Source organism: Acinetobacter sp. Q85-2, assembly GCF_013420555.1.
GTDB classification, from domain to species: Bacteria; Pseudomonadota; Gammaproteobacteria; order Pseudomonadales; family Moraxellaceae; genus Acinetobacter; species Acinetobacter indicus.
Window position 1 is genome coordinate 84135 of sequence record NZ_VOXW01000004.1, and the last position, 23449, is coordinate 107583.

Here is a 23449-nt window from a genome sequence, read left to right on the forward strand (position 1 = left end):
TTTTTTGATTTCGCTGGCCTTATTGAATTAGGGCGACAGCCTGTATATTGAGATAATTTGCACAATGAAAGAATCGTTACGTTTACGATTAGATCAACTTTCTGACCGTCACGAAGAATTAACGGCACTCTTGGCCGATGCTGAAGTCATTTCCGATAACAAACGCTTTCGCCAGCTGTCGCGCGAACACAATGACCTGAGCGAAATTACCGAAGTCTGGGGCAAATATACCCAGGCCGAAGCCGATATTGAAACGGCTGAAGCAATGCTGTCCGATCCTGACTTTAAAGAGATGGCGCAGGAAGAGATCAAGGAAAACAAGGCATTGATTGAACAGCTGGAAGCGGATTTAAACATCCTGATGATTCCTAAAGACCCGAATGATGCCAACTCGGCCTATCTGGAAATTCGTGCCGGCACAGGTGGTGATGAAGCGGCAATTTTCTCCGGCGATTTATTCCGCATGTACAGCAAATATGCCGAATCTCAAGGCTGGCGTATTGAAGTGCTGTCAGAAAACGAAGGCGAACACGGCGGTTATAAAGAAGTGATTTGTCTGGTTAATGGTGACGGGGTCTATGGCCGCCTGAAATTTGAAAGTGGCGCACATCGTGTCCAGCGTGTTCCGGCAACTGAATCGCAAGGCCGTGTACATACGTCCGCCTGTACCGTGGCTATTTTGCCTGAAATTGATGTCGATACCACGGTGGATATTAACCCGGCAGATTTACGTATTGATACCTACCGCGCGTCGGGTGCCGGTGGTCAGCACGTCAACAAAACTGACTCTGCGGTGCGTATTACCCATATTCCAACCGGCACGGTGGTGGAATGTCAGGAAGAGCGTTCGCAGCACAAGAACAAAGCCAAAGCCATGGCCTTATTGGCCTCGCGTCTGGAAAATGCCAAACGTGCCGCAGCAGATGCCGCCACTTCGGAAATGCGTCGTGACCTGGTCGGTTCCGGTGACCGTTCCGAGCGTATTCGCACCTATAACTATCCGCAAGGGCGGATGACCGATCATCGTATTAACTTAACTTTATATAAGTTAGATGCAGTGATGGAAGGTGATTTAACCGAATTGCTGGACAGCCTGCACCGTGAATATCAGGCCGATCAGCTGGCGTTACTTGCCCAGCAAAATGGTGGCTAATGAAAATTGCCGATGCACTGGCCATTCGTGGCGTAGCAGACAGCTACGAACGTCAGGAAAATCTCTGGCTACTGGAGCATATTCTAGGTTTATCTGCCTTGGCGCTGAAATATCAGGCCGATCGTGAGCTAAGCCCAGAACAGGAACAGCAATATCTTGCGGGTATTGCCCGGATTGAAGCAGGTGAACCCTTGGCCTATGTCACCGGTTCACAGCCATTCTGGACACTGGATTTAAAAGTCACACCAGATACCCTGGTGCCAAGACCAGATACCGAAGTACTGGTAGAAAGCTGTTTGCAACTGGATTTACCGGCACAAGCGGCGATTATCGACTTGGGTACCGGCACCGGTGCGATTGCCTTGGCCTTGGCATCGGAACGTCCGGATTGGCAGGTGACTGCAACCGATATTTATCCGCCGACTCTGGCGGTTGCCAAAGAAAATGCGCAGACGCATAACTTGGAGCGGGTAGAGTTTAAGCTGGGCGCCTGGTTTGCTGCTTTAGGCGTTCCTGCCGAGCCGAGGTTTGATCTGATTGTGTCGAATCCACCGTATATTGCGGCTGATGATGTACATATGAAAGATTTGGCCACCGAACCTGAACGGGCCTTAGTGGCGGCCAAGCAGGGCTTATCTGATCTTGAGATTATTATTCAGCAAGGCAAGCACTGGTTAAAACCGCAAGGCTGGATTGCTGTAGAGCATGGTTATGATCAGGCAGTAGCTGTGCAAAATATCTTTAACGATGCCGGTTTTGTTGCGGTACGCACCATTCTGGATTATGGCGGTAATGATCGGGTGACTATCGGCCAACTCGGCGATTAAGTCAGGTTGCCTTTAATCGCCTGAATGGCCGGAGGTAATTCTTCACCCAAGGCACTCAGCATTTCCCGTTCGATTAGCCGGACCATGGCACTCAGTGGCAGGTCATTGTCTTGCAGGCCAAACGGTTCTTCCAGCTGTTCGCTTAAGGCATCCAAGCCCAAAAACAGATAGGCAATCAATCCCACCAGAATGGGGGTCCAGATACCTAAATTCGCCTCTAAACTAAAAGGCAGAATAAAGCAGAAACAGTACACGGTGCGGTGTAGCAATACCGAATACGAAAAAGGTAACGGCGTGGTCAGAATCCGGTCACAACCGGCCTGAATATCCCCTAAGCTGATAATGTGCTTGTTCAGGCCATGATAGACAATATCTGACAGTTCGCCGCTGTGCAGGGCCTTGACCAGATCTTTCTGAATCTGTTCCAGAATAAACTGGGCGGCATTAATATGCCCAAACAGCGCCTGATAATCGGCCGGGCTTAAATTGACCTTGTTATGATAAAAATCAATCGGCTCATTCTGGGTGCGCAGCCGGTTTTTCAGTAAATTGCTAAACAGCATTACCCGATACATCAGCACCTGACGTTCGGCGGGCGGCAACACATAGGAATCACGGGCAAGATGGCGTGAGGTGGCAATCAGCTGCCCCCATAATTTGCGGCCTTCCCACCAGCGTTCATAACTGGCAGTATTTCTGAAACTGAGGAAAATTGACAGGATAACCCCGAAAATGGTAAAGCCAATCGCGGGCACGGCCGGCGCCTGTACATAATGATGCGAGGACAGATAGACCAGCACGGTGGAAATGAACACCACCATCATTAAGGCCGGCATGACCTTGGGCAAGATGGTGCCTGACCATGCAAAAAGTAATGCGAAACTGTTGCTTTTATCCCGAATAATCATAGTGCTTCTGCGCGGATGCTCAGCCGTAGTGTTCCATAGCCGGACAAGGCAATGCAAGCCGTATACGTTGGGATGATTCAGTATAATCCAGTCAAAAAAAGTGACGCCGTAGCGTCACTTGAATAAGGCGTTGGGTAACTGCTCAAGATTTACATTGGATAATCTTGCAGACAGTCAGATACTTCCACTTGAGCCAGGCTATCGGTTTCTAAAGCCAGACACAGCGCTACAATTTTTGCCGTTTCGCTCAGGTTTTCATCTTTAAGTGCTAAGCCTGCTTGTAAGGCGTGCAGATCTTCCTGAGGAATATCTAAGGCTTGTGCCGCTTCTAGCGCATCTTCACGATCAAAAAATGCCGCCATCGCATTACGTAACTGATCTTCAGAGGTGTTGAGAATGCCTTGATTCAGCAATTCATCAAGTTGCTCTGAAGGAGTAGAAAGTGCGTGATTAAAATTTTGAACCAGATTTTGTGCAAGCACATCAATCATCTTAAGCATGGGAACCTCTAAAGATGGAGTACAACAAGGAGGAGGAGGGATTACAGCCAAAATTGCATAGAATCTATGCGATAAATTGAGTGAAAATTAATCTATTTGGGTGTGATTGGCAATGCTGTTACGATGAATGACCGGTTCAAATACTGCACTTGAAATGCCAAGTGCTTCATATTGCAACTTATATTTAAAAGTTCTGAGTTAAAAATATCAGCATAAATAACGGCTAGCTTTGATTCTGCCGGTAGGCCCCCGGATTTAAGCCAGTCCACTTTTTAAAGGCTCGGTGAAAGGCACTTGGATCATGAAAATTCAGCCGTTCACTAATATCTTGTAGCGATAGCTCGGTTTTCGAGAGTAGTTCAATCGCGGTATCGCGGCGGATTTCATTTTTCAGTAGCTGATAGCTGGTACCTTCCTGTTTTAAACGGCGCTGAAAAGTGGCGCCTGACATATTCAGTTGTCGGGTCAGTTCATGCAGTTCCAGCCATTCACTTGGCGGACGCTGCATCAGTTGTTTGCGAATCATCGTGCTTAACGCATGCGGATTTTTAAAACGCACCAGCAGGTTATACGGGGTTTGCTGTAAAAAGCGTTTCCAGCTGCGCTCATCCTGCTTGATTTTTAGACCCAAAGCCTGCGCATCAAAATAGATTCGGTTGTCGGGTTGTTCATAGCGAATGTTTTCACAAAAGCGCACCCGATAATCTGCATCATCGCTTGGAGCCGGGCATTTTAGTTCGATTTTTTGAATGGCAATGCGCTGTCCACTGAGCCAGCAGATCAGGCTATGCACCAGCATTAAATAAGTCGCATAACTGAACATGGCTTTGGGCTGCGCCCGATCATGAAGGGTCAGCACAGCAGCATCTTTGTTGAGCTGCAGTTCCCCGCGCAGATCATCCAGAATCAGGTTGAAAAACTTTAGAATCTCTTTCAGTGCGGTTTCAATGGTATCGGCAGAGTAGACCCATTTGGACAATAAACGATAACTGCCACGGCGCAGCGGATGGCTGTCCATACCAAAAAACTCATCATTCATGGCATCGGCCAGGGCAATCCACAGCTGCCCATATTGCAGCACCGACACCCGCGCTTTGGCCGAATGCATCAGCTCCAGCGGAATACCGGCCCGGGTCAGAATGGAGTGAATTTCCACCCCTTGCTGCTGGGCGGCTTGCAGTGCTTCATGCACCAGTGCAATAGAAATGGTGCCTTTACTATAATGCAAATGGGATGGCGTCATCGCGTGTCTATTCAATTTAAAATTATGTTAAAAATGCTATTGTTCAAAGGCATCATGCAGGATGCTGTATTTGGAAATTGTACTCAAGCTGGAGTCTGATTACTCTGCATCTTAAGTCGAGTATGTGTCATTGATAACAAAACTATTTGGGAAAATAAAATGAAGATTCAAGGAAAAGTATGTGTGGTTACCGGTGGTGCATCTGGTTTGGGCGCTGCTACTGCACAGTATCTGGTGGAGCAGGGGGCCAATGTCATTCTGGTCGATATGAATCAGGAGCTGGGTACGCAAATGGCACAGCAATTGGGTGAAAAAGCCCAGTTTAAGGCGCTGGATGTGACCGATGAAGCCGCGGTAGAGCAATTCTTTGCCGAGATTGAGCAGCACTATGGCCAGTTAAATGGTCTGGTCAACTGTGCCGGCATCGCACCTTCAGCCAAAGTGCTGGGCAAAGAAGGCTTACATAGCTTAAGCATGTTCCAGAAAGTGCTGGACATTAATGTCAGTGGCAGCTTTAACATGATTCGTTTTGCTGCGCAGCTGATGGCCAAATATCAACTGCAAGCTGGTGAAGAAGAGCGCGGTGTAATTGTCAATACCGCTTCAGTGGCGGCGTATGAAGGACAGATTGGTCAGGCGGCCTATTCTGCGTCCAAAGGTGCGATTGTGGCGATGACCTTGCCGCTAGCGCGTGAACTGGCCCGTGAATCGATCCGCGTGATGACCATTGCACCGGGGATTATGGAAACACCAATGCTGAAAGCCTTTCCACAGCATGTGCAGGATGCTTTGGGGCAGATGGTGCCATATCCACCGCGTCTGGCTAAGCCACATGAATTTGCCCAGTTGGTAGGACAGATTTTTGAAAATGGCTATTTGAATGGTGAGGTGATTCGTCTGGATGGTGCGATCCGGATGCAGCCTAAATAAGTACAATGCTTAAAAAAGCAGCCCTTTGCTGGGTTAAATAAATAGCCTAAGTAAATAAAAATAAGATAAACCCATCTGGTCTGGTTGTCGTGCTGATGCTGCAGCTAGACCATCCCCCAAGTTTTTAGATCAGCCAGCGTACTTCAGCCGAATCCAACGTAATGAGAACGAGAAAGCAATGATTTTAAATGAACAACAAAAAATGGTTCAGGACATGATGCGTAGCTATGCGCAGGAGAAATTGAAACCGACCGCAGCCGAACGCGATAAAACCGCACAGTTTCCGGCACAGGAACTGAAAGAGCTGGGCGCTTTAGGTGCACTGGGTATGACTGTATCGGAACAGTGGGGTGGTGCCGGTCTGGATTATATCTCGCTGGTGCTGGCTTTAGAGGAAATTGCCGCAGGAGATGGTGCGATTTCGACGATTGTGAGTGTGCAAAACTCTTTACCGTGCGGCATCATTCAGCGTTATGGCACTGAAGCGCAAAAACAGCATTATCTGACCAAACTGGCGACCGGTGAATGGTTAGGCTGTTTTTGCCTGACCGAACCGCAAGTCGGTTCCGATGCTAGTGCCATCGAATGCAAGGCTGAACGTGATGGTGACAGCTGGATATTAAATGGCACTAAGCAGTTTATTACCACCGGTAAACACGCCCAGCTGGCTTTGGTCTTTGCTGTGACCGATAAATCTGCTGGCAAAAAAGGCATTTCCTGCTTTTTGGTCCCGACCGAGAACCCCGGATATATCGTGTCGCGTTTAGAAGACAAAATGGGGCAGCATTGTTCCGATACGGCGACTATTGTGCTGGATCAATGCCGTATTCCAGCTGATCATCTGCTCGGTCAGGAAGGCGAAGGCTATAAAATTGCTTTGTCCAATCTGGAGTCAGGCCGGATCGGGATTGCTGCCCAATCGGTGGGGATGGCGCGTGCTGCTTTAGATGCCGCCGTGGAATATGCCAATGAACGTAAAGCCTTTGGGGTTGAGATCGTGCAACATCAGGCAGTGGCTTTTCGTCTGGCCGATATGGCCACGCAAATTGAAGCGGCGCGTCAGTTGATTTTGCATGCAGCCAGCTTAAAAGATGCCGGTTTACCGTGTTTAAAAGAGGCTTCGATGGCCAAACTGTTTGCTTCAACCATGGCAGAGCGCGTCTGCTCCGATGCCATCCAGATTCATGGCGGTTATGGTTATGTGTCCGACTTCCCGGTAGAACGGATTTACCGCGATGTTCGGGTTAGCCAGATTTATGAAGGCGCTTCGGATATTCAGCGTTTGGTGATTGCCCGGGCTGTGACCCAGTCTTAAACCGGCGTTGATACAGCAATATGTCCAAACACGGCATCACGATTGAGGCCAATGGAAATTGCAGTGGTGCCCTCCTTATGCTGAACTGAAGCATAAGATGTTATTCATCATCTAACCCATCTCCCATGTGAAGACCGCTTTGCATGGGTACAATCTAAAAATAGCCGTATAAGAAATAACCCTGCAGTCGGATGGACTGCAGACCATCAGCCCGATGGCATGAAAACAACAAGGAACACGTTCTGCAATACGGATGTTTTTGCAGATTAATCGCCCCGAAGGATAAGAGGTTGCCCCCATGAAAACGTTGCAAGACGCCTATCAAGATTTTAATTTGGAACAACTGATTGCTACCCAGTTACAGGGAACGGCACAGGCACTGAATGCCTATACCGAATGCTGTGGCCGATATTCTGGACAGCAGCACACCGCTTTGATCTGGGAAGGTAAGCAGGGTGAATCAGCTCGTTGGAGCTTTGATCAGCTGGCTGAGGCTTTGGGCAAGCTGGCCAATTATTTTCAGGCCATGGGTTTAAAAGCAGGCGACTGTATTGCCGGTCTGCTGCCACGTACTCCGGAATTACTGATTACCGTATTGGCCACCTGGCGGATGGGCGCGGTCTATCAGCCGCTATTTACAGCCTTTGAATCGAAAGCGATTGAACACCGGCTGGAGGTTGCCAATACCCGGTTTATTGTGACCCATACCGAGCAACGCGCCAAACTCAGTTCATTGCAGCAGATTGGTATATTAACCGTCGGTGCTGAAGCGGCTGGAACAGGTGATGCCGATTTCTGGCAGCAGCTGAATCAGCATTCTGCCAGTTTTGAGCCGGTACTGCGCAGCTTTGAAGATGACTTCCTGATGATGTTTACTTCGGGTACTACGGGTCTGGCAAAATCGGTACCGGTGCCTTTAAAAGCCTTGCTGGCCTTTAAAGGTTATATGCAGCATGCGGTGGATTTACGTGCTGAAGATTCGTTCTGGAATCTGGCCGATCCGGGCTGGGCTTATGGGCTGTATTATGGCATTACCGGGCCGCTCAGTCTGGGGCATAGTATTATCATGGATGAACGACCATTTAGTGTCGATCATGCACTGGAAGTCATTCAAAAATATCAGGTCAGCAATTTGGCCGGTTCGCCAACAGCCTTTCGTATGTTCTTTGGCTTTAAAGAAAAATTTGCCGGTGTACCTAAAACCTTGCGCGTGGTCAGCAGTGCCGGTGAGCCACTAACCCCAGAAGTTATTCACTGGTTTAAACAGGATCTCGAGGTCAATGTTTACGATCAGTACGGACAAACTGAACTGGGCATGGTGATTGCCAATCATCATGCGCTGGAACATCACAAAAAAGTGGGCTCGGCCGGTTATGCCATTCCGGGACATCGTTTTGCGGTATTAAATGCACAGCATCAGGAAGTTGCCGCGGGTGAAATTGGCACGCTGGCGCTGGATGAATCACAATCTCCATTAATGTGGTTTAAAGGCTATGCCGGACATAACCGTAAATCCTTTGTGGGCCAGTACTATTTAACCGGTGATACGGTGCGTTTAAATGAGCTGGGCGGAATTGATTTTATTGGGCGTGCAGACGATGTCATTACAACTTCAGGTTATCGGGTCGGACCGTTTGATGTCGAAAGCACCTTGCTGGAATGTGAGGAAGTGCTGGAATCAGCGGTTGTCGGTAAACCGGACCCGGCGCGTACTGAAATCGTTAAAGCCTTTGTGGTGCTAAAAGCACAATTTGCTGCAAGTCCGGCACTGGAACAAAAACTACAGCATTATGTGCGTTCACGTTTATCCAAACATGCTTATCCGAAAGAAATTGAATTTGTCGAGGCTTTACCCAAAACCTCCAGCGGCAAGATTCAACGCAATATCCTTAAGCAGCAGGAAATTGATAAACAGATACTGTTGGAAAAAGTCAGTTAAGAGGAGATAGAAGACAATTAAAATTATTTAATTTATGTAATTTGTATGTCATTACATTTGGTTTCTTGATATTGATTTTCATCAGTTTTATTTTTATCTATAAAAAGTCACGCAAGAATCGGCAAAATACAGGTCAAAGCGTGACTTTTTTTATGGCTATTTCAAGGCGTATATGTGGCTGTTATAAATCCATTTTCTGGTGTTCAGAATTGGGTTCACCAGTTTTACCGGTCAGATTGCCTTTCAGTACTTTAAATAACTGGGTGACTTTATTGTCGGTGACATTCCAGTATTCGGCACTAATCGCTTCTGCCACCAGAACACGCACCGAAGGATCATCCTTGCCGTTAAACCAGTTTTCCGCCCATGGATTCCAGAGCTGATCAATCAGGGCACGATCTGTACTGATTTGCGCATGTGCACTCATCGATACATAAATCCCGTCTGAGGGTTTGGAGAACGCCAGACCAATCTGGTTACGGCCGCTGGTCACTGCTGTAACCAGATCATTGCTGTCACGCAAAATAAAATACAAATTCTGACGTTCATGCAGCTTTTCAGAATTGAGCATGGTCATTGGCTGTGCATGAATTTCTTGGGTTTCGGTGTGGTGACTGATCATGGTGAAGCGTACATCTTTAATCAGTTCCCATAATTTGTCGCGGTTATGTTGATCGTTCATGTGCTTTGCTCCTGATGTCAGTAAATGCGCTTTTACGCAAAAGAACTCATTCACAAGCAGAGTAAAACGATTTTTGTGCTTCGCGTAGCGGTCTCACCTAACTCATACAGATTCAGGGTAAAACAATATCTGCGCTCAACAAAAGCGCATCAAGCAAGACAGTTGTTTACATATCATCCAGACCAAGAGGTTATACATAAAACGAAGGGCGGCGAACACCGAAAAAACAGTGGGTAAGGCTGTTAAAAAAAATCAATCGAATTACACTATAGCCAGCAAAAAACAGGAAGATAAATGGTGACACTTGAGGATAACTGGCAGGAACTGAGCGATGCAGAAATGCATTTATATAGTCGCCAGATTTTGCTGGATGGCTGGGATATCGAAGCGCAGGAAAAATTAAAACTGGCCAATGTGCTGATTGTCGGCTGTGGTGGTATCGGCTGTAGCAGTGCCGAACTGTTGGCGCGCGCCGGGGTCGGAAAAATCACCCTCATTGATGCCGATACGATTGAAATCAGTAATTTGCAACGTCAAATTGCCTATAGCGCAGAAGATTTAGGCTTCTATAAGGCCGACATTCTGGCCAAGCGTCTGCAAAAGATTAATCCGCATATTCAGGTACATGCCATCACAGCCAAACTGGATGACAGCAATGCTATCGGACTGATTGCCCAGCAGGATCTGGTTTTGGATGGCTGCGATAATTTCAGTACCCGCTATCTGGTCAACCGTGTTTGTGTGCAGCATCAGGTGGCGCTGATTAGCGCCTCGGCTATTGGTTTTCAGGGCCAGCTGTTTATGGTGGAAGGCGATTCGGCTTGTTATGAATGCCTGTTTCCAAAAGAAGATCAGGCCAATGAAAGCCTGCGCTGCACCGATTCCGGTGTGCTGGCCACGACTCCGAATGTGATGGCCAGTTTACAGGCGCATCATACCTTGATCTATTTAGGACTGGGAATTGCTGCGTTAAAACAGAAGCTGCTGCTCTGGGATGGGCTGAGTTTAAAACAGCGCCTGCTGGCATTTGAAAAAGACCGAAATTGCCCATGCTGTCAGGCAAGATAAATCTATCTGACATCAATTTTTTGCTACACTGACTCAAATTTAATTTCATCGAAGACATTATGAAAAACAATATCTGGTTAGATGGCCTTCGTTCCGTGGCGCGTATGGGCGAAACGGCGGTCGTGGCGGCCAAAGCCGGCCTGAAATATGCGACTGAAAAACCCAGCAACGCCAAACTGATGCGTGAAACCTTTGAATCGCTCGGTTCAACCTATATCAAGCTGGGACAGTTTATTGCCAGCACGCCGTCCTTGTTTCCACGTGAGTATGTGGAAGAGTTTCAGGGCTGTTTAGATCAAACTCCATCATTGCCGTTTAGCTATGTACAGCAGGTGCTGGCTTCAGAATTCGCCGGGCGTGATTTAGGCGAAATTTTTGCCTCGATTGATGAAACCCCGCTGGCTTCGGCTTCCATTGCCCAGGTGCATGCTGCCAAGCTGGTCTCGGGCGAAGATGTGGTGATTAAAGTCCAGAAACCGGGTGTGGAAACCATTTTATATACTGACCTGAATGTGCTGCACTGGGCCACCAAGCTGCTGGAAAAAGCCGTACCAAAAGTAAAATTCGCCTCTCTGGCTGATATTGTCGAAGAAATTAAAGTCCGTATGGTGCGCGAAGTCGACTTTATTGAAGAAGCCAAAAACCTGGATGATTTTGTCAATTATCTGAACCTGACCCAGAATCAGGCTGCAACAGCGCCGAAGGTTTATCATCAGTATTCCACTCGCCGGGTGTTGACCATGCAGCGTCTTTTCGGGGTGCCTTTAACCGATTTTGAAGTGGTAAAACAGTATGCCAAAGACCCGTCGCAGGTGTTAATTACCGCCATGAATACCTGGTTTGGCAGCCTGATGATGTGTAACAGTTTCCATGCCGACCTGCATGCTGGCAACCTGATGCTGCTGGAAGATGGCCGCGTCGGTTTTATTGATTTTGGGATTGTCGGGCAGCTGAAGCCTGAAGTCTGGACGGCCTGTATCGCCTTTATGGATGCCTTGCAGAATACCGACTACACGCTGATGGCGGAAAACATGCTGAAAATGGGCATGACCGATACCCAGATTAACACCCAAGTGCTGGCGCAAGATTTGGAACGTCTGTTTAGTGGTGTATTGCTGGCCGATCCACAGGAAATCCTCAGTTCAAATCCGGCCGATTTAAATGACATCATGATGGATATGGTGGCGGTTGGTGAACGTCATGGCATCCGTTTCCCGCGTGATTTCGCGCTGCTGTTCAAGCAAATGCTGTACTTTGACCGTTTCATGCGTATCCTGGCGCCGTATACCGACATTTATGCCGACCAACGCTTGCAGATGGTACAAAGTATGGACCCAAATCTGCTGCTCAAACATTAATTTATAGACATCGCCCAGCTTTTATATAACAAGCTGCTGCTACATCGCAAAGCGACACACGTGATGCTGATGTAGCAAGCAGGCGATGATTCACGTTATACACGCCCGAGTAATCCGATGGACGCAATTATTATTGAAGGCTTAAAGGTCGAAACAGTGGTGGGCTGTTTTAACTGGGAGCGTCAGATTATTCAGCCTTTGCTGCTGGACTTAACCATTCAATGCAGTCTGGAGCAGGCTGCCTGTTCTGATGAACTGGAAGATACCCTGAACTATGCCGAAATTTGCGAAATTTCTGCGCAAGTGATTCAGGCCGCTCAGCCAAAATTGATTGAACATGCAGCAAAGCTGGTGCTGGATGCACTTTTTGCTCACTATCCTACAGTTGAATCGATTATGATTAGCATCCGCAAGCCTGCCATTATCCCGCAAGCCCAATCTGTAGGAATTCGTCTTGAACGCCACCGAAACGATTTTCGCCCTAGCACTGGCGAGTAATTCTCATCCTGAACAGCATTTTCAACAGGCATTTGCTGCGCTGTCGCGTTTGGGGCGTTTGCAGTGTTCCTCGATTTATCTGATTCCGTGCCGGGATGGGATTGGTGCGGATTACTGGAATGCCGCCTGTCTGCTCAAGAGTGAACACAGTGTCGAGCAGATTCTGGCCTTGCTAAAACAGTTAGAAGCAGATTCCGGGCGGGTACGACCTTCACATCAAATCAGTTTAGATGTGGATTTAATTGCTTGGGGGACAAGCCTGGAGCAAATGCAATTTAATCCAAAGAAATTACCGCTGGCTCTGGATGTGAAAATCCCGATGTTCGAGCTGTGGCACAATGCGGCATTTGCTCATCAGCCCCATCCATTTCCTGTAATTCAATGTTCAGCGTGAAGATGACATGATTTATCAGCAAGCCCGGTTTTTATACCGGGCTTTTTAAATTAAGTAGATAAATTGGTCGTGTTGATTTTACTTAAGCTTGCACACGCATGATAAAACAGCCTGCGAGGATGCAGGCTGTTTTTGGAATCTTTCATCAAACATGATGAAGATAAAACGCTTAAATATAATAACTAGTCTTGGTCATCAGTTTTGAAATACCGGTCATAGCAATACGTACAGGCGCAGGGAGATCAACCCCACCTGCATTTAGCGCCGTATCACGATGATGCAGCTCATCCTCGTTCATTTGTTCCAGAATTTTGCGCGAGCGTTCATCATGTGCTGGCAATTGACGAATATGATCTTCTAAATGCAGGCTGACCTGACGCTCAGTTTCAGCGACAAAACCTAAGCTATATTTGTCTCCGGCAATTCCGGCAATAGCGCCCATGCCAAAAGATAGTCCGTACCAGACCGGATTGAGCAGGCTGGTATGGCTATCCAGTTCTTTTAAACGGTCTTCACACCAGGCCAAATGATCCTGTTCTTCAATGGCGGCCTGTTCCATTTCGCGGCGTACATTCGGGAGCTTCGCTGTCAGTGCCTGACCATGATACAGCGCCTGCGCACAAACTTCACCACTATGATTGACCCGCATTAATCCCGCCACATGACGCGCTTCACTCACTGCTAATTGAGTTGGAGTATTTTGCCCAGGATTATCGCGCTGAGCCGAGGTGACACCCGGAACCAGGCTGCGTAAGGCCTGATCAAATGAATGAATAAACTTGTCGAGACCGGTGTAATGACGCATGAATTTAATCCTCCAGAGGGTCTGCTGCAGTATCAAGCATAGACTTGAGTTTAAACAAGAGCCAGATGGTGAATATGGCGCTTAAAACAGCAGTAATACAAAACAGAATTTTAAGGTCAATTTGCAGCACGCTTAAAATAATAATCGAGAAGATGGCTGAAGAAACCATAAAAATCGCATTTAAAATGTTATTGGCTGCCACCACCCGGGCACGATGCGAGCGCGGTGAATAGGCCTGCATCATGGCATATAGGGGCACAATATAAAAACCGCCACTAATACCGAGCAAGGTCACGGCTAGCATCACATGATAATAACTCCAGCCTTGCTGAAAGACTTCGCTTAAGCCCAGTAGTTCACCAGTTTGTGGTGGTACAAAGGCCAGTGCAGCAGCCAGATAAAACGCAAATACGGTTAAACCGACTGCACCAATCGGCACCATCTTGATATTTACCTCGGTACCGCCAATTTTACGACAGAGTAATGAACCGACACCAATCCCGACCGAGAAGAAAGTTAGCAATAAGCTGACCACATTTTCAGAAGCATGCAGGTTTTGCTGGGTCAGCTGCGGAATTTGGGTCAGATACGTCGCGCCATAAAACCAGTACCAGGAGTTTCCGAGTAAAATCAGAAAAATCAGCGGCAGGTTTTTGGCATATTTTAAGGTTTGAATACTGGTACGGAAAAAGTTCCAGTCCACCTGTAACTTCGGTGCAGCAATCGGCTGTTTTAAAATAAAACGGCTGGCAAGATAACCGACCACGGCAATAGCCAGCACGGTCAGGCTGATCCAGAGTAAATTACCAGCGGAGAGGGAAATCACCGCGCCGCCTAGAATCATCCCGACCAGAATGGCAATTGAGGTGCCGGACTGGAACAGCGCATTTCCCGACATCAACTCATTCGGTTTCAGGATTTCTGGCAAAATCGCATATTTGATGGGACCAAAAAAGGTCGATTGGGTACCCATTAAAAACAGGGCAAACATCAGCAACCATAAGTTGCCAATCAGGAAGCCGACCGTGGCCAGTAACATCACCGCAATTTCCAGCAGTTTTAAATAACGCACCAGCTGCGAGCGTTCATATTTATCGGCAATTTGTCCGGCTGTGGCCGAGAAAATAAAATAGGGCAAAATGAACAGCAGTGCTGCCAGATTATTCAGGGTGCTGATACTGCCAGATTGCTGACTGATCCAGCCATAGGTAATCACCAGCAGCAAAGCCTGCTTAAACACGTTGTCATTCAGCGCGCCCAGAAACTGGGTACAGAACATGGGCAAGAAGCGTCGTGTGGCTAGCAAATTTTCATTTTTTTCCATAAGAAGTGGACTTCATTAGTTTTATTAAGAAATGTGACCAATTGATATAATTGCCCGAAAATCATGTATGATATTTTGCAGTATTTTCACTGTTGAAAAAATCCAATAAATTAGAGTCTGTTAGCGAACATTTCATTGCGGATTTTTCCATTAAAAAGATTAAATTTAGAGTTTTCTATGCTTGTGAACCGAACTTTTAAAAAGTCTGCGCTGTCTAACAGTATGCATGCCATAATTCAGTGGAGGCATTCCAGACAACTTTGTCTGAGCATCTTTTTAAGTTTAGTCGCACAGCAGGGCTTTAGTCAAAATCCTCCCGCAGTGGCGGAACCGGCGAGCGATCCGGTCGCATCCGCCGACATGAAGCAGGAAATTCGTGATCTGGCGCTCAGCCAAGGTAAAGATACCCCTGAAGAATTAGAAAAAATTGAAAATTTTCAGGTGCCCAGCACTGAGCCGGACAGTCTGGAGATGTTGCAACAGCAGCAAAATAGCAGTGAACCGATAGCCGCCTTTCAGCCAATTGAACTGGAAAACCTGGATGATTTACCGGTATTGCCAGTCGATGCCAATATGGCTGCAGAAATTTTCCAGATCGCTGAACAGGCCAAACAGGAAGCACGCCAGTATCGCGCCGAGCAGAATACCGAAGTACTGATTAATGATGCCACCCAGCAGGAACTGGCCGAAATTAACCAGTCTCCGGTCAATGTCGACCAGCTCATGGACAGTATTCGCGCCGACAGCCAGATTGTGGTGGAAGCGAATACCTCCGGCCGAACCCTGACTGAATTGGGCCTGAATACAGAAGTGGCCGATGCCGATAAACCGGGGTTTTTCCGGCGCTTGCTGTATAAGGTACGTCCACCGCGTGAGTTAAATACTGCACGGGTGCCCCGGATTAGTGCCGATGTGGTGATTACCGGCGCCGAAAATAGTGGTGAAGTTTCCGCAGAGGCCTATGCCACGGCACTGGAAAATCTGCGTGCCAATGTGCGCGGCAAACTGTCCAGTTTTACCCAGGAATCTTTTGCCGATTTTCCCTCGGCTTTACCACAGCTGCGTTCTTTATCTAATCAGGCGGCACAGGCCGTCGGCTTTTATCATGCCGAATTCAAGTTTGAAAAGCTGAATGACAGCCGGGTGCGGGTTCTGGTCACACCAAATACACCGGTGCGTGTGCAGGAGCAGAATATTGAATTTAGCGGCCCAGGTGAGAATCTGGCACAGTTCCAGGTAATTCGCGTCCTGCCCGATCAGGATGTGGGCGATGTGTTTCACCACGGTCTGTATGAAGAGACCAAAACCCGGATTAATGATGCTGCCTCCAATAACGGTTTCTTTGATGGCTATTGGCGCCTGCATGACGTGAAAGTGGCGCAGCCGCAAAATACTGCCGATATTAATCTGCGCTATGAAACCGGCGAGCGTTATACGTTGGGGCCGGCCCAGTTCCGGATGAGCGATCCGAGCAAAGAATTTCCTCTGGATATGGATATTCTGGAAAGCATGGTGCCGTGGGAAGATGGCGCCGATTATACTTTCTGGCGGGTCAACGGTCTGGCCAATAACCTGACCAACTCACGTTATTTTAACTATACGTTGGTCGATACCATGCGTCCCGATCCGCTGGAACGCCCAACAGAGTTGCCACCGGATATTCAGGCCCTGGTTGATCAGCGCAAACTTTCCGCTGAAGACTTCCAGCCGGTTCAGGACCAGAAAGATTTAAGCTCGACTGAAGAAGTGACCCAGTCAGTGGTGGATGAAGACCAGTTTGCCGGCACTCAGGAAGCCGAGCAGAATGAAAACATCCGTCAGCTGCGGGTCGAACAGGAAACCCAGCAATCAGAAGAAGAGCGGCTAAAAGAACAGGCACGTCTGGAAAAGAAAATTCCGGTGATTGTGACTTTGAACGCCGATAAGCTGAACAGTGCAGAAGTCGGTGCCGGTTATGGTACAGATACCGGAATGCGTGTACGCGGCCAGTATCGCCGGGCCATTGTTAACCGTCGTGGTCACTCCTTCGATGCCAACCTGGAACTGTCTGAAATCCGCCAGTCTTTAGATGGCCGCTATAGCATTCCTTATAATCATCCACTGAATGACTATATTACCTTGGTGGCCGGTTATGAACGTGAAGAGCGTAGTGATGTTTCTGCCGGCAATGACCTGTTAATTGAATCGGCAGTGGCCGGCGCCGACCGGATTATTAAAAACCCGCGTGGCAGCTGGCAACATGCTTATGGTCTGCGTTACCGTCTGGACCGTTTAACCCAGAACGGTGTGGTCGATATTGACAAGATTCCTGACGCCTTTATTGGTAATGGTTCCACCGAACAGCAGTCTTTACTGTTCGGTTATGAACTGTCGCGCACCGACAGCAGCCCGCGTGTCAATCCGACCCGTGGTTTCAAGCAGATTTATAAAGTTGAACTTGGCAGTGAAAGCCTGTTGTCCGATGCCGATATGGCAATTTTGAATGCCGGCTGGCGTTTTATTTATTCTCTGGGTGAAAATAACGATCATCAGTTTGTCGGTCGTGCCGATTTGGGTTATATCGTGACCGAAGATTTTAGCAAAGTGCCTTATAATCTGCGTTACTTTGCCGGTGGGGATCAGACCATTCGCGGTTTTGACTTTAAGAGCCTGTCTCCGCAAATTGATGGCTTTAAAATTGGTGGACAAGCACTTGGGGTGGGCTCACTGGAATATAACTATCAATTCAGGGACGGTTGGCGCGCAGCAATTTTTAGCGATTTTGGTAATGCCTATGATGCCGATTTTAGCAATCCGACCGAATACAGTGTCGGTTTAGGGGTACGCTGGGCATCACCGATTGGCCCAATTCGGGTCGATGTTGCTTCGGGCATTTCGGATGAGAATCATCCAATTCGTCTGCATTTCTTTATTGGCTCGCAATTATAAAATTAAGATTTAGAGAGAACTATGGCTGAAGTTGAACAGCAACCAAATACACCCGCGCCTGTACCCAAAAAGCGCAGAATAGTCAGAAGTGCCTTGTTGTCACTGCTGTTTATGGTGGTGTTGCTGGTATCGGCTTTGGCAATCATGTTCTCGACCGACCGTGGCAGTAAATTCCTCCTTGACCGGGTGCTGGAACGTCAGCAGATCATTCAGTATGAATATGAAGGCGGAAACTTATTACGCGGTATTATCCTGCGCAATATTCTGGTTACGCTAAACTCAGTCGATGTCAAAATTGACCGCGCTGATGTCATGCTGGGCTGGCGCGCCGTGCTGAATAAGGAAATCCATTTTACCCATGCCGATGTGCGTAATCTGCAAATTACCACCAAAGGACCGCCAAGTGATGGACCATTCAAGTTTAATGAAATCCGTCTGCCTTTTGTACTCCGGCTTGATCATGCCGATCTGGACCGTTTGCTGATTCAGACTTCAGGTGGCAGCAAAGTCAATTTTTATGATGTGATCCTGAACGATGCGCTGTGGTCGGGCACCAAACTGGAATTTGAAGATTCCAGTATGCGTATGGATTATCTGTCGGTCAAAAATGCCAGCGGCGATATGGATTTTTATGGCAAATATCCGCTGAATGCCATTGGCGATGTGAATTTACCTTCGTTAAACAACAGCCTAAATATTCATGATATTAAAGTGGTGGCCAAAGGGTCTTTAGATACCGTTCAGGCCGGGGTGGCGACCTATACGCCCGATTTGCTCACCGGTTGGGTGGTGCTGCATCCAATGCGTAAAAATGTGCCGATGTTTGGCGAGCTGCAGTTCAATCAATACCATTGGCCGCTGTTACAAGACTGGGAGCTGTATACAGAAGACGGCACAGCCAAGTTTAAGGGTGATATCAAGCGTCTGGATTTAGATGTCGCTACCGATCTGACGGGTAAAGATATTCCAAAAGGACAATATACCGCGCTCATGCATACCGATCTGGTCAATCAGCTGAACATCAGCAACTTAAATGGCCAGCTGATGCAGGGCGCCGTGAATGTGGCTGGTGTGGTCGGCTGGAACGAGCGCGTCAGCTGGGATATTACCGGTCGCCTGGACAAGATTAATCCGAAAGACCTACTCATTCCGCAAGTGGTGCAGGATTTTCTGCCGCCAAGTCTGGATGCTCAAATTGCCTCTAAAGGCCATTTAGAAAATGGAACTCATCTGACGGCGCAGGTCGATTTCGACCGCTATGAAACCTGGAACCTGAAACTGGATCAGAATGCGCCGAAAAACCGCCAGCCAAACCCCATGGTACTGGATGTGCGCTGGAATAATATTGACCGCGCGATGCCTTATATTGGCTGGTTATCCAGTGAATCGGGTGATGTGCAGATGGCCCTGGTCGAAGGCCAGCAAAAGATTTTTGTCGCAACCCAGGTGGCGCAGCATGAGCAGGGTGCTTTACCAGCGGGCATGTATAAGGCTGAGCTGAATCTGAAGAACAATAATCTGGATGTACCTAGCTTTAGCTATAACGCCGGCGCCAGCACCTTAACGGGACGTGCGCTGATTGAACTGCCAACCGACAAGCGCCAGCTCAAATGGAATGCTACGTTAAACGCGGACAATTTTAATCCGCAAATTATTGCTGATGCTGCTCCGGTCAATCTGCTGAATGGCCGTTTGCAGGCCAATGGTTTTGCCCGTCCAAACCAGCAGATTATTCATTTAAACAATATTGATTTACGCGGGCGTCTGGCCGAGCAGGATGAAACAGTGCATTTGACCGGGAACAGTACCGTGGCCTTGCTGTTCCATGATGAACGTGCGGGTGGCGGCTTCAAGAGCTTCGCGGTCAATTATGATGGCGCGCTCAACAGCAGTCTGCTGCAATCCAGTCAGGGCAGTTTAAAGCTGAAACTGTCCGGTACACCGGAGCTGATCAAGATTTCAGACCTGCGTCATGACGGTGTGGCCGGGCAGATTCTGGCCAATGGTATGCTGAACCTGAAAAATGGCATTGGCTGGAACCTGAATGCCTCTTTAATCCGCTTTAAACCGCATTATTTTGTCTCGAGTGTGCGCGGCGAGCTGTCGGGCAATGTACGTACCCAAGGGGTTTGGTCAGATCAGCTTAAACGCATCAATATTGAAAAGCTCAATCTGGCCGGCATGATCAACAATAAACCGGTACGTGGTACCGGTAATCTGGCCCTGTTGATGGATGCCAATCAGCAAGGTTTCCTGCCGCAGCAGTTTGAGGCCAATAATTTATATCTGGCCTATGCCAAGAACCAGATTCAGGCTACTGGTAATGCACAAAACCTGAGAATCAAACTGAATGCACCAGCACTGTATGAACTGTATGCCGGTTTGCGTGGCCGTGCTTATGGCTATTTAAATGTGCAGTCGCAACCACGTTTGCAGGCCACCGCCAATCTAGTGGTCGATGATTTTGGTTTAAATAACCTGTTTAGCGTGCGCAAAATGCGTTTACGCGGTGAATTGCCGACCTCGGAAAATACCCCAACCTTGCTTACGGCCAGTCTGGAAAATTTACGTAGCGGCAACCGTGAAATTCAAAAAGGCGAGATTTCACTGGCCGGTACCCGCCAGGCGCATCTGCTGAAAGTGAAAGCGGAAAACCGTTTAAGTAGCTTCTATGTGCAGCTGGCCGGCGGCTTTAATGCTGAAAATAACTGGCTGGGTCAAATCCAGAAAGGTGATTTTGACTCCTTAAGAACCCGTCTGGTGCAGCGTCAGAATGCCTCGGTCATCTTCCAGACCAAAACCAGTGATCTGTTTGTGGGTGCGCATTGCTGGATGAGCCAGCAAAGCCAGTTGTGTTTTGACCAGCCAATTCGGGTCAATAAAAACCGAGGCAATGTGTCCTTTGTAACCCGCAATGTCGACCTGAACGATTTTGCCGCCTTTATGCCGGAAGGTCTGGCGATTACCGGTAAAGTCAATGGACATGCCAAAGCCTCTTGGGCACAAGGTCAGCGTCCAAAAATTGATGCACGTCTGGTAACCCGCAATGGGGTGATTGGTTTGGCAGGTGATGACCCGCAAGAGCTGGGCTCGACCTTAAGCTATGATCAGGTCGCTGTGGTGGCTAAAAGTATTGCTGAAGGTCTGCAAATTCGACTGGATGTGAAAACCCCGGAAATTGGTGCCGGTTATGCCAATGTTATTATTGATCCATATACCGAGCGTAAGCCGATGCGCGGTGAAATTGCCTTTAATGAAGTGCAGTTAAAAGTCTTTAAGCCGTTTATTGCCGATGTGCGTTCTATGGCTGGGGTATTGTCCTTTGCCGGTAAGGTCGGCGGTACGTTAACCCAGCCATTACTGACCGGTGAAATGCGTCTGAAAGATGGTGCCATCAGCATGATTTCCCTGCCGGTGAACCTGACCAATGTGCAGCTGTATTCCTCGATTCGACAGGATTCGGCCACAATTAATGGCGCATTTAACAGTGGTCAGGGCGTGGGACATTTAACCGGTCATGTTGACTGGAAAGGCGTACCGAAAATTCAGCTGAACTTAAAAGGGGATAATCTGCTGGTGCGTCAGGCGCCGCTAATTACTGCCATTGTGACGCCGGATTTATCCATGGAGGTTTTTCCGACCCAGAAACGTTTAAGCTTAAATGGCAAGGTCGATGTGCCGCGTGCGTTAATTTCCATGCCTGAGGCTTCTGATCCGGTGGTGAACCTGTCTTCGGATGTGCGTGTGGTGCATGAAGGGCAAGACCAGCTGGCGGTATTACGCTCTGCGCGTCCTTGGGATATTCGTGCCGATCTGGAACTGAATCTGGGCGATCAGGTCATCTTCCAGGGCTTTGACAGCCGTATTCCACTGGTGGGCCGTCTGTATCTGAGTCAGCGTGGTCTGGAAACCGCCATGCGCGCCAATGGTGCAATTGGGGTTAGCCAGCGCGTCAAGATTGAAGCCTATGGCCAAAGTCTGGATTTAAACCGTGCCATCGCCCGTTTTAATGGACCATTAGCCAACCCGAGTCTAGATATTGATGCCAACAAGAGCGTACAGGGCAGCGTAGTCGGGGTGCGGGTGACCGGAACGGCTTCTGGTCCGAATATTCAGGTCTATAACGATGCCGGCTTGTCCGAGCAGGAAGCACTAAATGCCCTGATTACCGGCCGGATTAACGAAGGTGCCAGCGGTTTAAGCCAGACCGACAGTTTCCGTTCCGATGTCAACAATACCATTGCGGCGGCAGGTATCAGTCTTGGTTTAGGCGGCACGCGTGCCCTGACCAACCAGATTGGGCGTACCTTTGGTTTAAGTGGGTTGGCTTTAGATGCACAGGGTACGGGGGATGATACCCAGGTCAGCCTGACCGGTTATATCACTCCGGATCTGTTTATCCGTTATGGCGTGGGCGTGTTTACCCCGGTGAACAAGCTGACCTTGCGTTATCAGATGAACAAACGTCTGTATCTGGAAGCCAGTCAGTCGCTGGAACGTGCCGTGGATATTTTCTATAACTGGCGTTTCTAAGCCGTCTATTCTGAACTTGAAAATGTGCTCAACACGGGCGCATTTTTTCTGGCCGATTTCTCATTCAGGATAACTTTGATTATCATAGCGGAAATAGGAGAGTATGCATGAACAAACTATTCGCTTTGGCTGCCGTAATTGCATTGGCCGGCTGTGCAGAGAAAAAGCCCTTAACCCCGGAAGAGCAGTGGAAAGGTTACTGTACCAGTGTTGGTAATGCAGCACGAACCATCATGCTGGATCGTCAAAATGCCATTGAAAAAGATCAGGCACTGGCTCATGCGGACAAAGTAGAAGATGAAACCACACGCAAATTTATTTTTGAGATTATTGAAACGGTCTATGCCATGCCTGAGCAGGAAGTGAAGAGTGATGTAGATGCCGCGCGTGAGAAAATTAAAGCGCAATATACAGAAAAATGTCTGGCTACGCCGTATGACGAAATGCCGGATTATCGACGTTTTTAAGTCATGAACCCAAAATGCCAGATGACATATTTGTAATCTGGCATTTTTTTATGCTCACTATTTCTGCATATAGATAAAAATAATCAAAATTCGCTGCGTTGATCTATTTTTTTAAGCGGATATTTAACCTAATTTTCCTTCCTCTACTTATTTCTAAATAGCCTAAGCAATATAAATATATATTGTGACACTTTTCTTTAGCACCAATATAGAAAAGCTTATCTTTTTAATGAATAATGGATTTAACAATAGCCAGAAGAAAGGAGCACATCATGGACGTGATTGGTTATCTGCATCATGCAGATTTGCTCTTGGAAGATGAACAGGGCGTGACCATTATTGGCAATAGCAACTATGTGCTCAGTATTGGAGATAAAGTCTATTTTCAACAACTTATTGATGCTGACAGCAAGCGTTATCAGGTCAATATCTCCTTTGCCAGTGCCGGGCATAGTACCCTACATGAAGATGAAATTCAGGTCAAATTTGAGGGCAGTCGCGAACATCTGCAGCAATATTTAAACAGTACAACGGTACACTAAGGTTGAATAGTAATTGGAACCCGGAAAAGGCAGCA

The 23449-nt window shown here is 47.9% G+C and carries 19 protein-coding genes; 13 read left to right on the forward strand and 6 right to left on the reverse strand.

What is annotated here, in order from left to right; genetic code table 11:
* The first annotated feature begins 64 nt into the window (after positions 1-64).
* Both prfA and prmC read left to right on the forward strand, forming a co-directional pair.
* Entirely contained in the window at positions 65-1153 is a 1089-nt protein-coding gene (prfA, locus tag FTT68_RS02980; RefSeq protein ID WP_005178710.1) for a peptide chain release factor 1, read from the forward strand.
* Positions 1153-1980, forward strand: coding sequence for a peptide chain release factor N(5)-glutamine methyltransferase (gene prmC / locus FTT68_RS02985; RefSeq protein WP_075166875.1), 828 nt, complete (start codon positions 1153-1155; stop codon positions 1978-1980). The genes prfA and prmC overlap by 1 nt, the downstream gene beginning before the upstream one ends.
* On the opposite strand, the gene FTT68_RS02990 is transcribed toward prmC, so the two are convergent.
* From FTT68_RS02990 to FTT68_RS03000, 3 genes are all read right to left on the reverse strand, one after another.
* Complete coding sequence (locus FTT68_RS02990) at positions 1977-2888, reverse strand: bestrophin family protein (protein WP_005178708.1); 912 nt, start codon at positions 2886-2888, stop codon at positions 1977-1979. The genes prmC and FTT68_RS02990 overlap by 4 nt on opposite strands.
* 149 nt (positions 2889-3037) lie before the next feature.
* A complete protein-coding gene (locus FTT68_RS02995) occupies positions 3038-3388 on the reverse strand; it encodes a hypothetical protein (RefSeq protein ID WP_005178707.1) in 351 nt (116 codons plus the stop codon).
* 223 nt (positions 3389-3611) lie between these two features.
* Entirely contained in the window at positions 3612-4631 is a 1020-nt protein-coding gene (locus tag FTT68_RS03000) for an AraC family transcriptional regulator (protein ID WP_104491604.1), read from the reverse strand.
* A 159-nt stretch (positions 4632-4790) separates the two neighbouring features.
* Here FTT68_RS03000 and FTT68_RS03005 point away from each other — a divergent pair, with 159 nt between their 5' ends.
* The 3 genes from FTT68_RS03005 (at position 4791) to FTT68_RS03015 (ending at position 8815) form a co-directional block, all read left to right on the forward strand.
* Positions 4791-5561 (forward strand): 3-hydroxyacyl-CoA dehydrogenase, encoded by a 771-nt coding sequence (locus FTT68_RS03005; RefSeq protein WP_005178702.1) that lies wholly within the window; start codon positions 4791-4793, stop codon positions 5559-5561.
* A 178-nt stretch (positions 5562-5739) separates the two neighbouring features.
* Positions 5740-6876: an acyl-CoA dehydrogenase family protein gene (locus FTT68_RS03010; RefSeq protein ID WP_005178699.1), complete on the forward strand. Its 1137-nt coding sequence runs from the start codon at positions 5740-5742 to the stop codon at positions 6874-6876.
* A gap of 298 nt (positions 6877-7174) precedes the next feature.
* On the forward strand, positions 7175-8815 hold the full coding sequence (locus tag FTT68_RS03015; protein WP_180175192.1) for an AMP-binding protein: 1641 nt from the start codon (positions 7175-7177) through the stop codon (positions 8813-8815).
* A 181-nt stretch (positions 8816-8996) separates the two neighbouring features.
* Here the strand turns inward: FTT68_RS03015 and FTT68_RS03020 are convergent, their stop codons facing one another.
* On the reverse strand, positions 8997-9497 hold the full coding sequence (locus FTT68_RS03020) for a pyridoxamine 5'-phosphate oxidase family protein (protein WP_005178694.1): 501 nt from the start codon (positions 9495-9497) through the stop codon (positions 8997-8999).
* A gap of 294 nt (positions 9498-9791) precedes the next feature.
* On the opposite strand from FTT68_RS03020, the gene FTT68_RS03025 reads away from it, so the two are divergent.
* From FTT68_RS03025 to FTT68_RS03040, 4 genes are all read left to right on the forward strand, one after another.
* Entirely contained in the window at positions 9792-10565 is a 774-nt protein-coding gene (locus FTT68_RS03025; RefSeq protein ID WP_180175193.1) for a HesA/MoeB/ThiF family protein, read from the forward strand.
* Between the two features lie 59 nt (positions 10566-10624).
* On the forward strand, positions 10625-11923 hold the full coding sequence (locus tag FTT68_RS03030; RefSeq protein ID WP_016659087.1) for an AarF/ABC1/UbiB kinase family protein: 1299 nt from the start codon (positions 10625-10627) through the stop codon (positions 11921-11923).
* Positions 11924-12040: 117 nt separating this feature from the next.
* On the forward strand, positions 12041-12421 hold the full coding sequence (gene folB / locus FTT68_RS03035; RefSeq protein ID WP_005178686.1) for a dihydroneopterin aldolase: 381 nt from the start codon (positions 12041-12043) through the stop codon (positions 12419-12421).
* Positions 12378-12815, forward strand: coding sequence for a 2-amino-4-hydroxy-6-hydroxymethyldihydropteridine diphosphokinase (locus tag FTT68_RS03040; protein ID WP_005178682.1), 438 nt, complete (start codon positions 12378-12380; stop codon positions 12813-12815). The genes folB and FTT68_RS03040 overlap by 44 nt, the downstream gene beginning before the upstream one ends.
* Positions 12816-12984: 169 nt before the next feature.
* On the opposite strand, the gene coq7 is transcribed toward FTT68_RS03040, so the two are convergent.
* Both coq7 and FTT68_RS03050 read right to left on the reverse strand, forming a co-directional pair.
* Positions 12985-13620: a 2-polyprenyl-3-methyl-6-methoxy-1,4-benzoquinone monooxygenase gene (gene coq7, locus FTT68_RS03045; protein ID WP_005178679.1), complete on the reverse strand. Its 636-nt coding sequence runs from the start codon at positions 13618-13620 to the stop codon at positions 12985-12987.
* Positions 13621-13624: 4 nt separating this feature from the next.
* Entirely contained in the window at positions 13625-14944 is a 1320-nt protein-coding gene (locus FTT68_RS03050) for an MFS transporter (RefSeq protein ID WP_180175194.1), read from the reverse strand.
* 177 nt (positions 14945-15121) lie between these two features.
* Here FTT68_RS03050 and FTT68_RS03055 point away from each other — a divergent pair, with 177 nt between their 5' ends.
* The 4 genes from FTT68_RS03055 to FTT68_RS03070 all read left to right on the forward strand — a co-directional run bounded on the left by FTT68_RS03055 (position 15122) and on the right by FTT68_RS03070 (position 23414).
* Positions 15122-17872, forward strand: coding sequence for an autotransporter assembly complex family protein (locus FTT68_RS03055; RefSeq protein ID WP_180175195.1), 2751 nt, complete (start codon positions 15122-15124; stop codon positions 17870-17872).
* A 21-nt stretch (positions 17873-17893) separates the two neighbouring features.
* Positions 17894-22405: a translocation/assembly module TamB domain-containing protein gene (locus tag FTT68_RS03060; RefSeq protein WP_180175196.1), complete on the forward strand. Its 4512-nt coding sequence runs from the start codon at positions 17894-17896 to the stop codon at positions 22403-22405.
* A gap of 107 nt (positions 22406-22512) precedes the next feature.
* Positions 22513-22872, forward strand: a complete 360-nt coding sequence (locus FTT68_RS03065) for a hypothetical protein (RefSeq protein WP_168390645.1) — start codon at positions 22513-22515, stop codon at positions 22870-22872.
* Positions 22873-23144: 272 nt separating this feature from the next.
* Entirely contained in the window at positions 23145-23414 is a 270-nt protein-coding gene (locus FTT68_RS03070) for a hypothetical protein (RefSeq protein WP_005178664.1), read from the forward strand.
* Positions 23415-23449 lie beyond the last annotated feature (35 nt).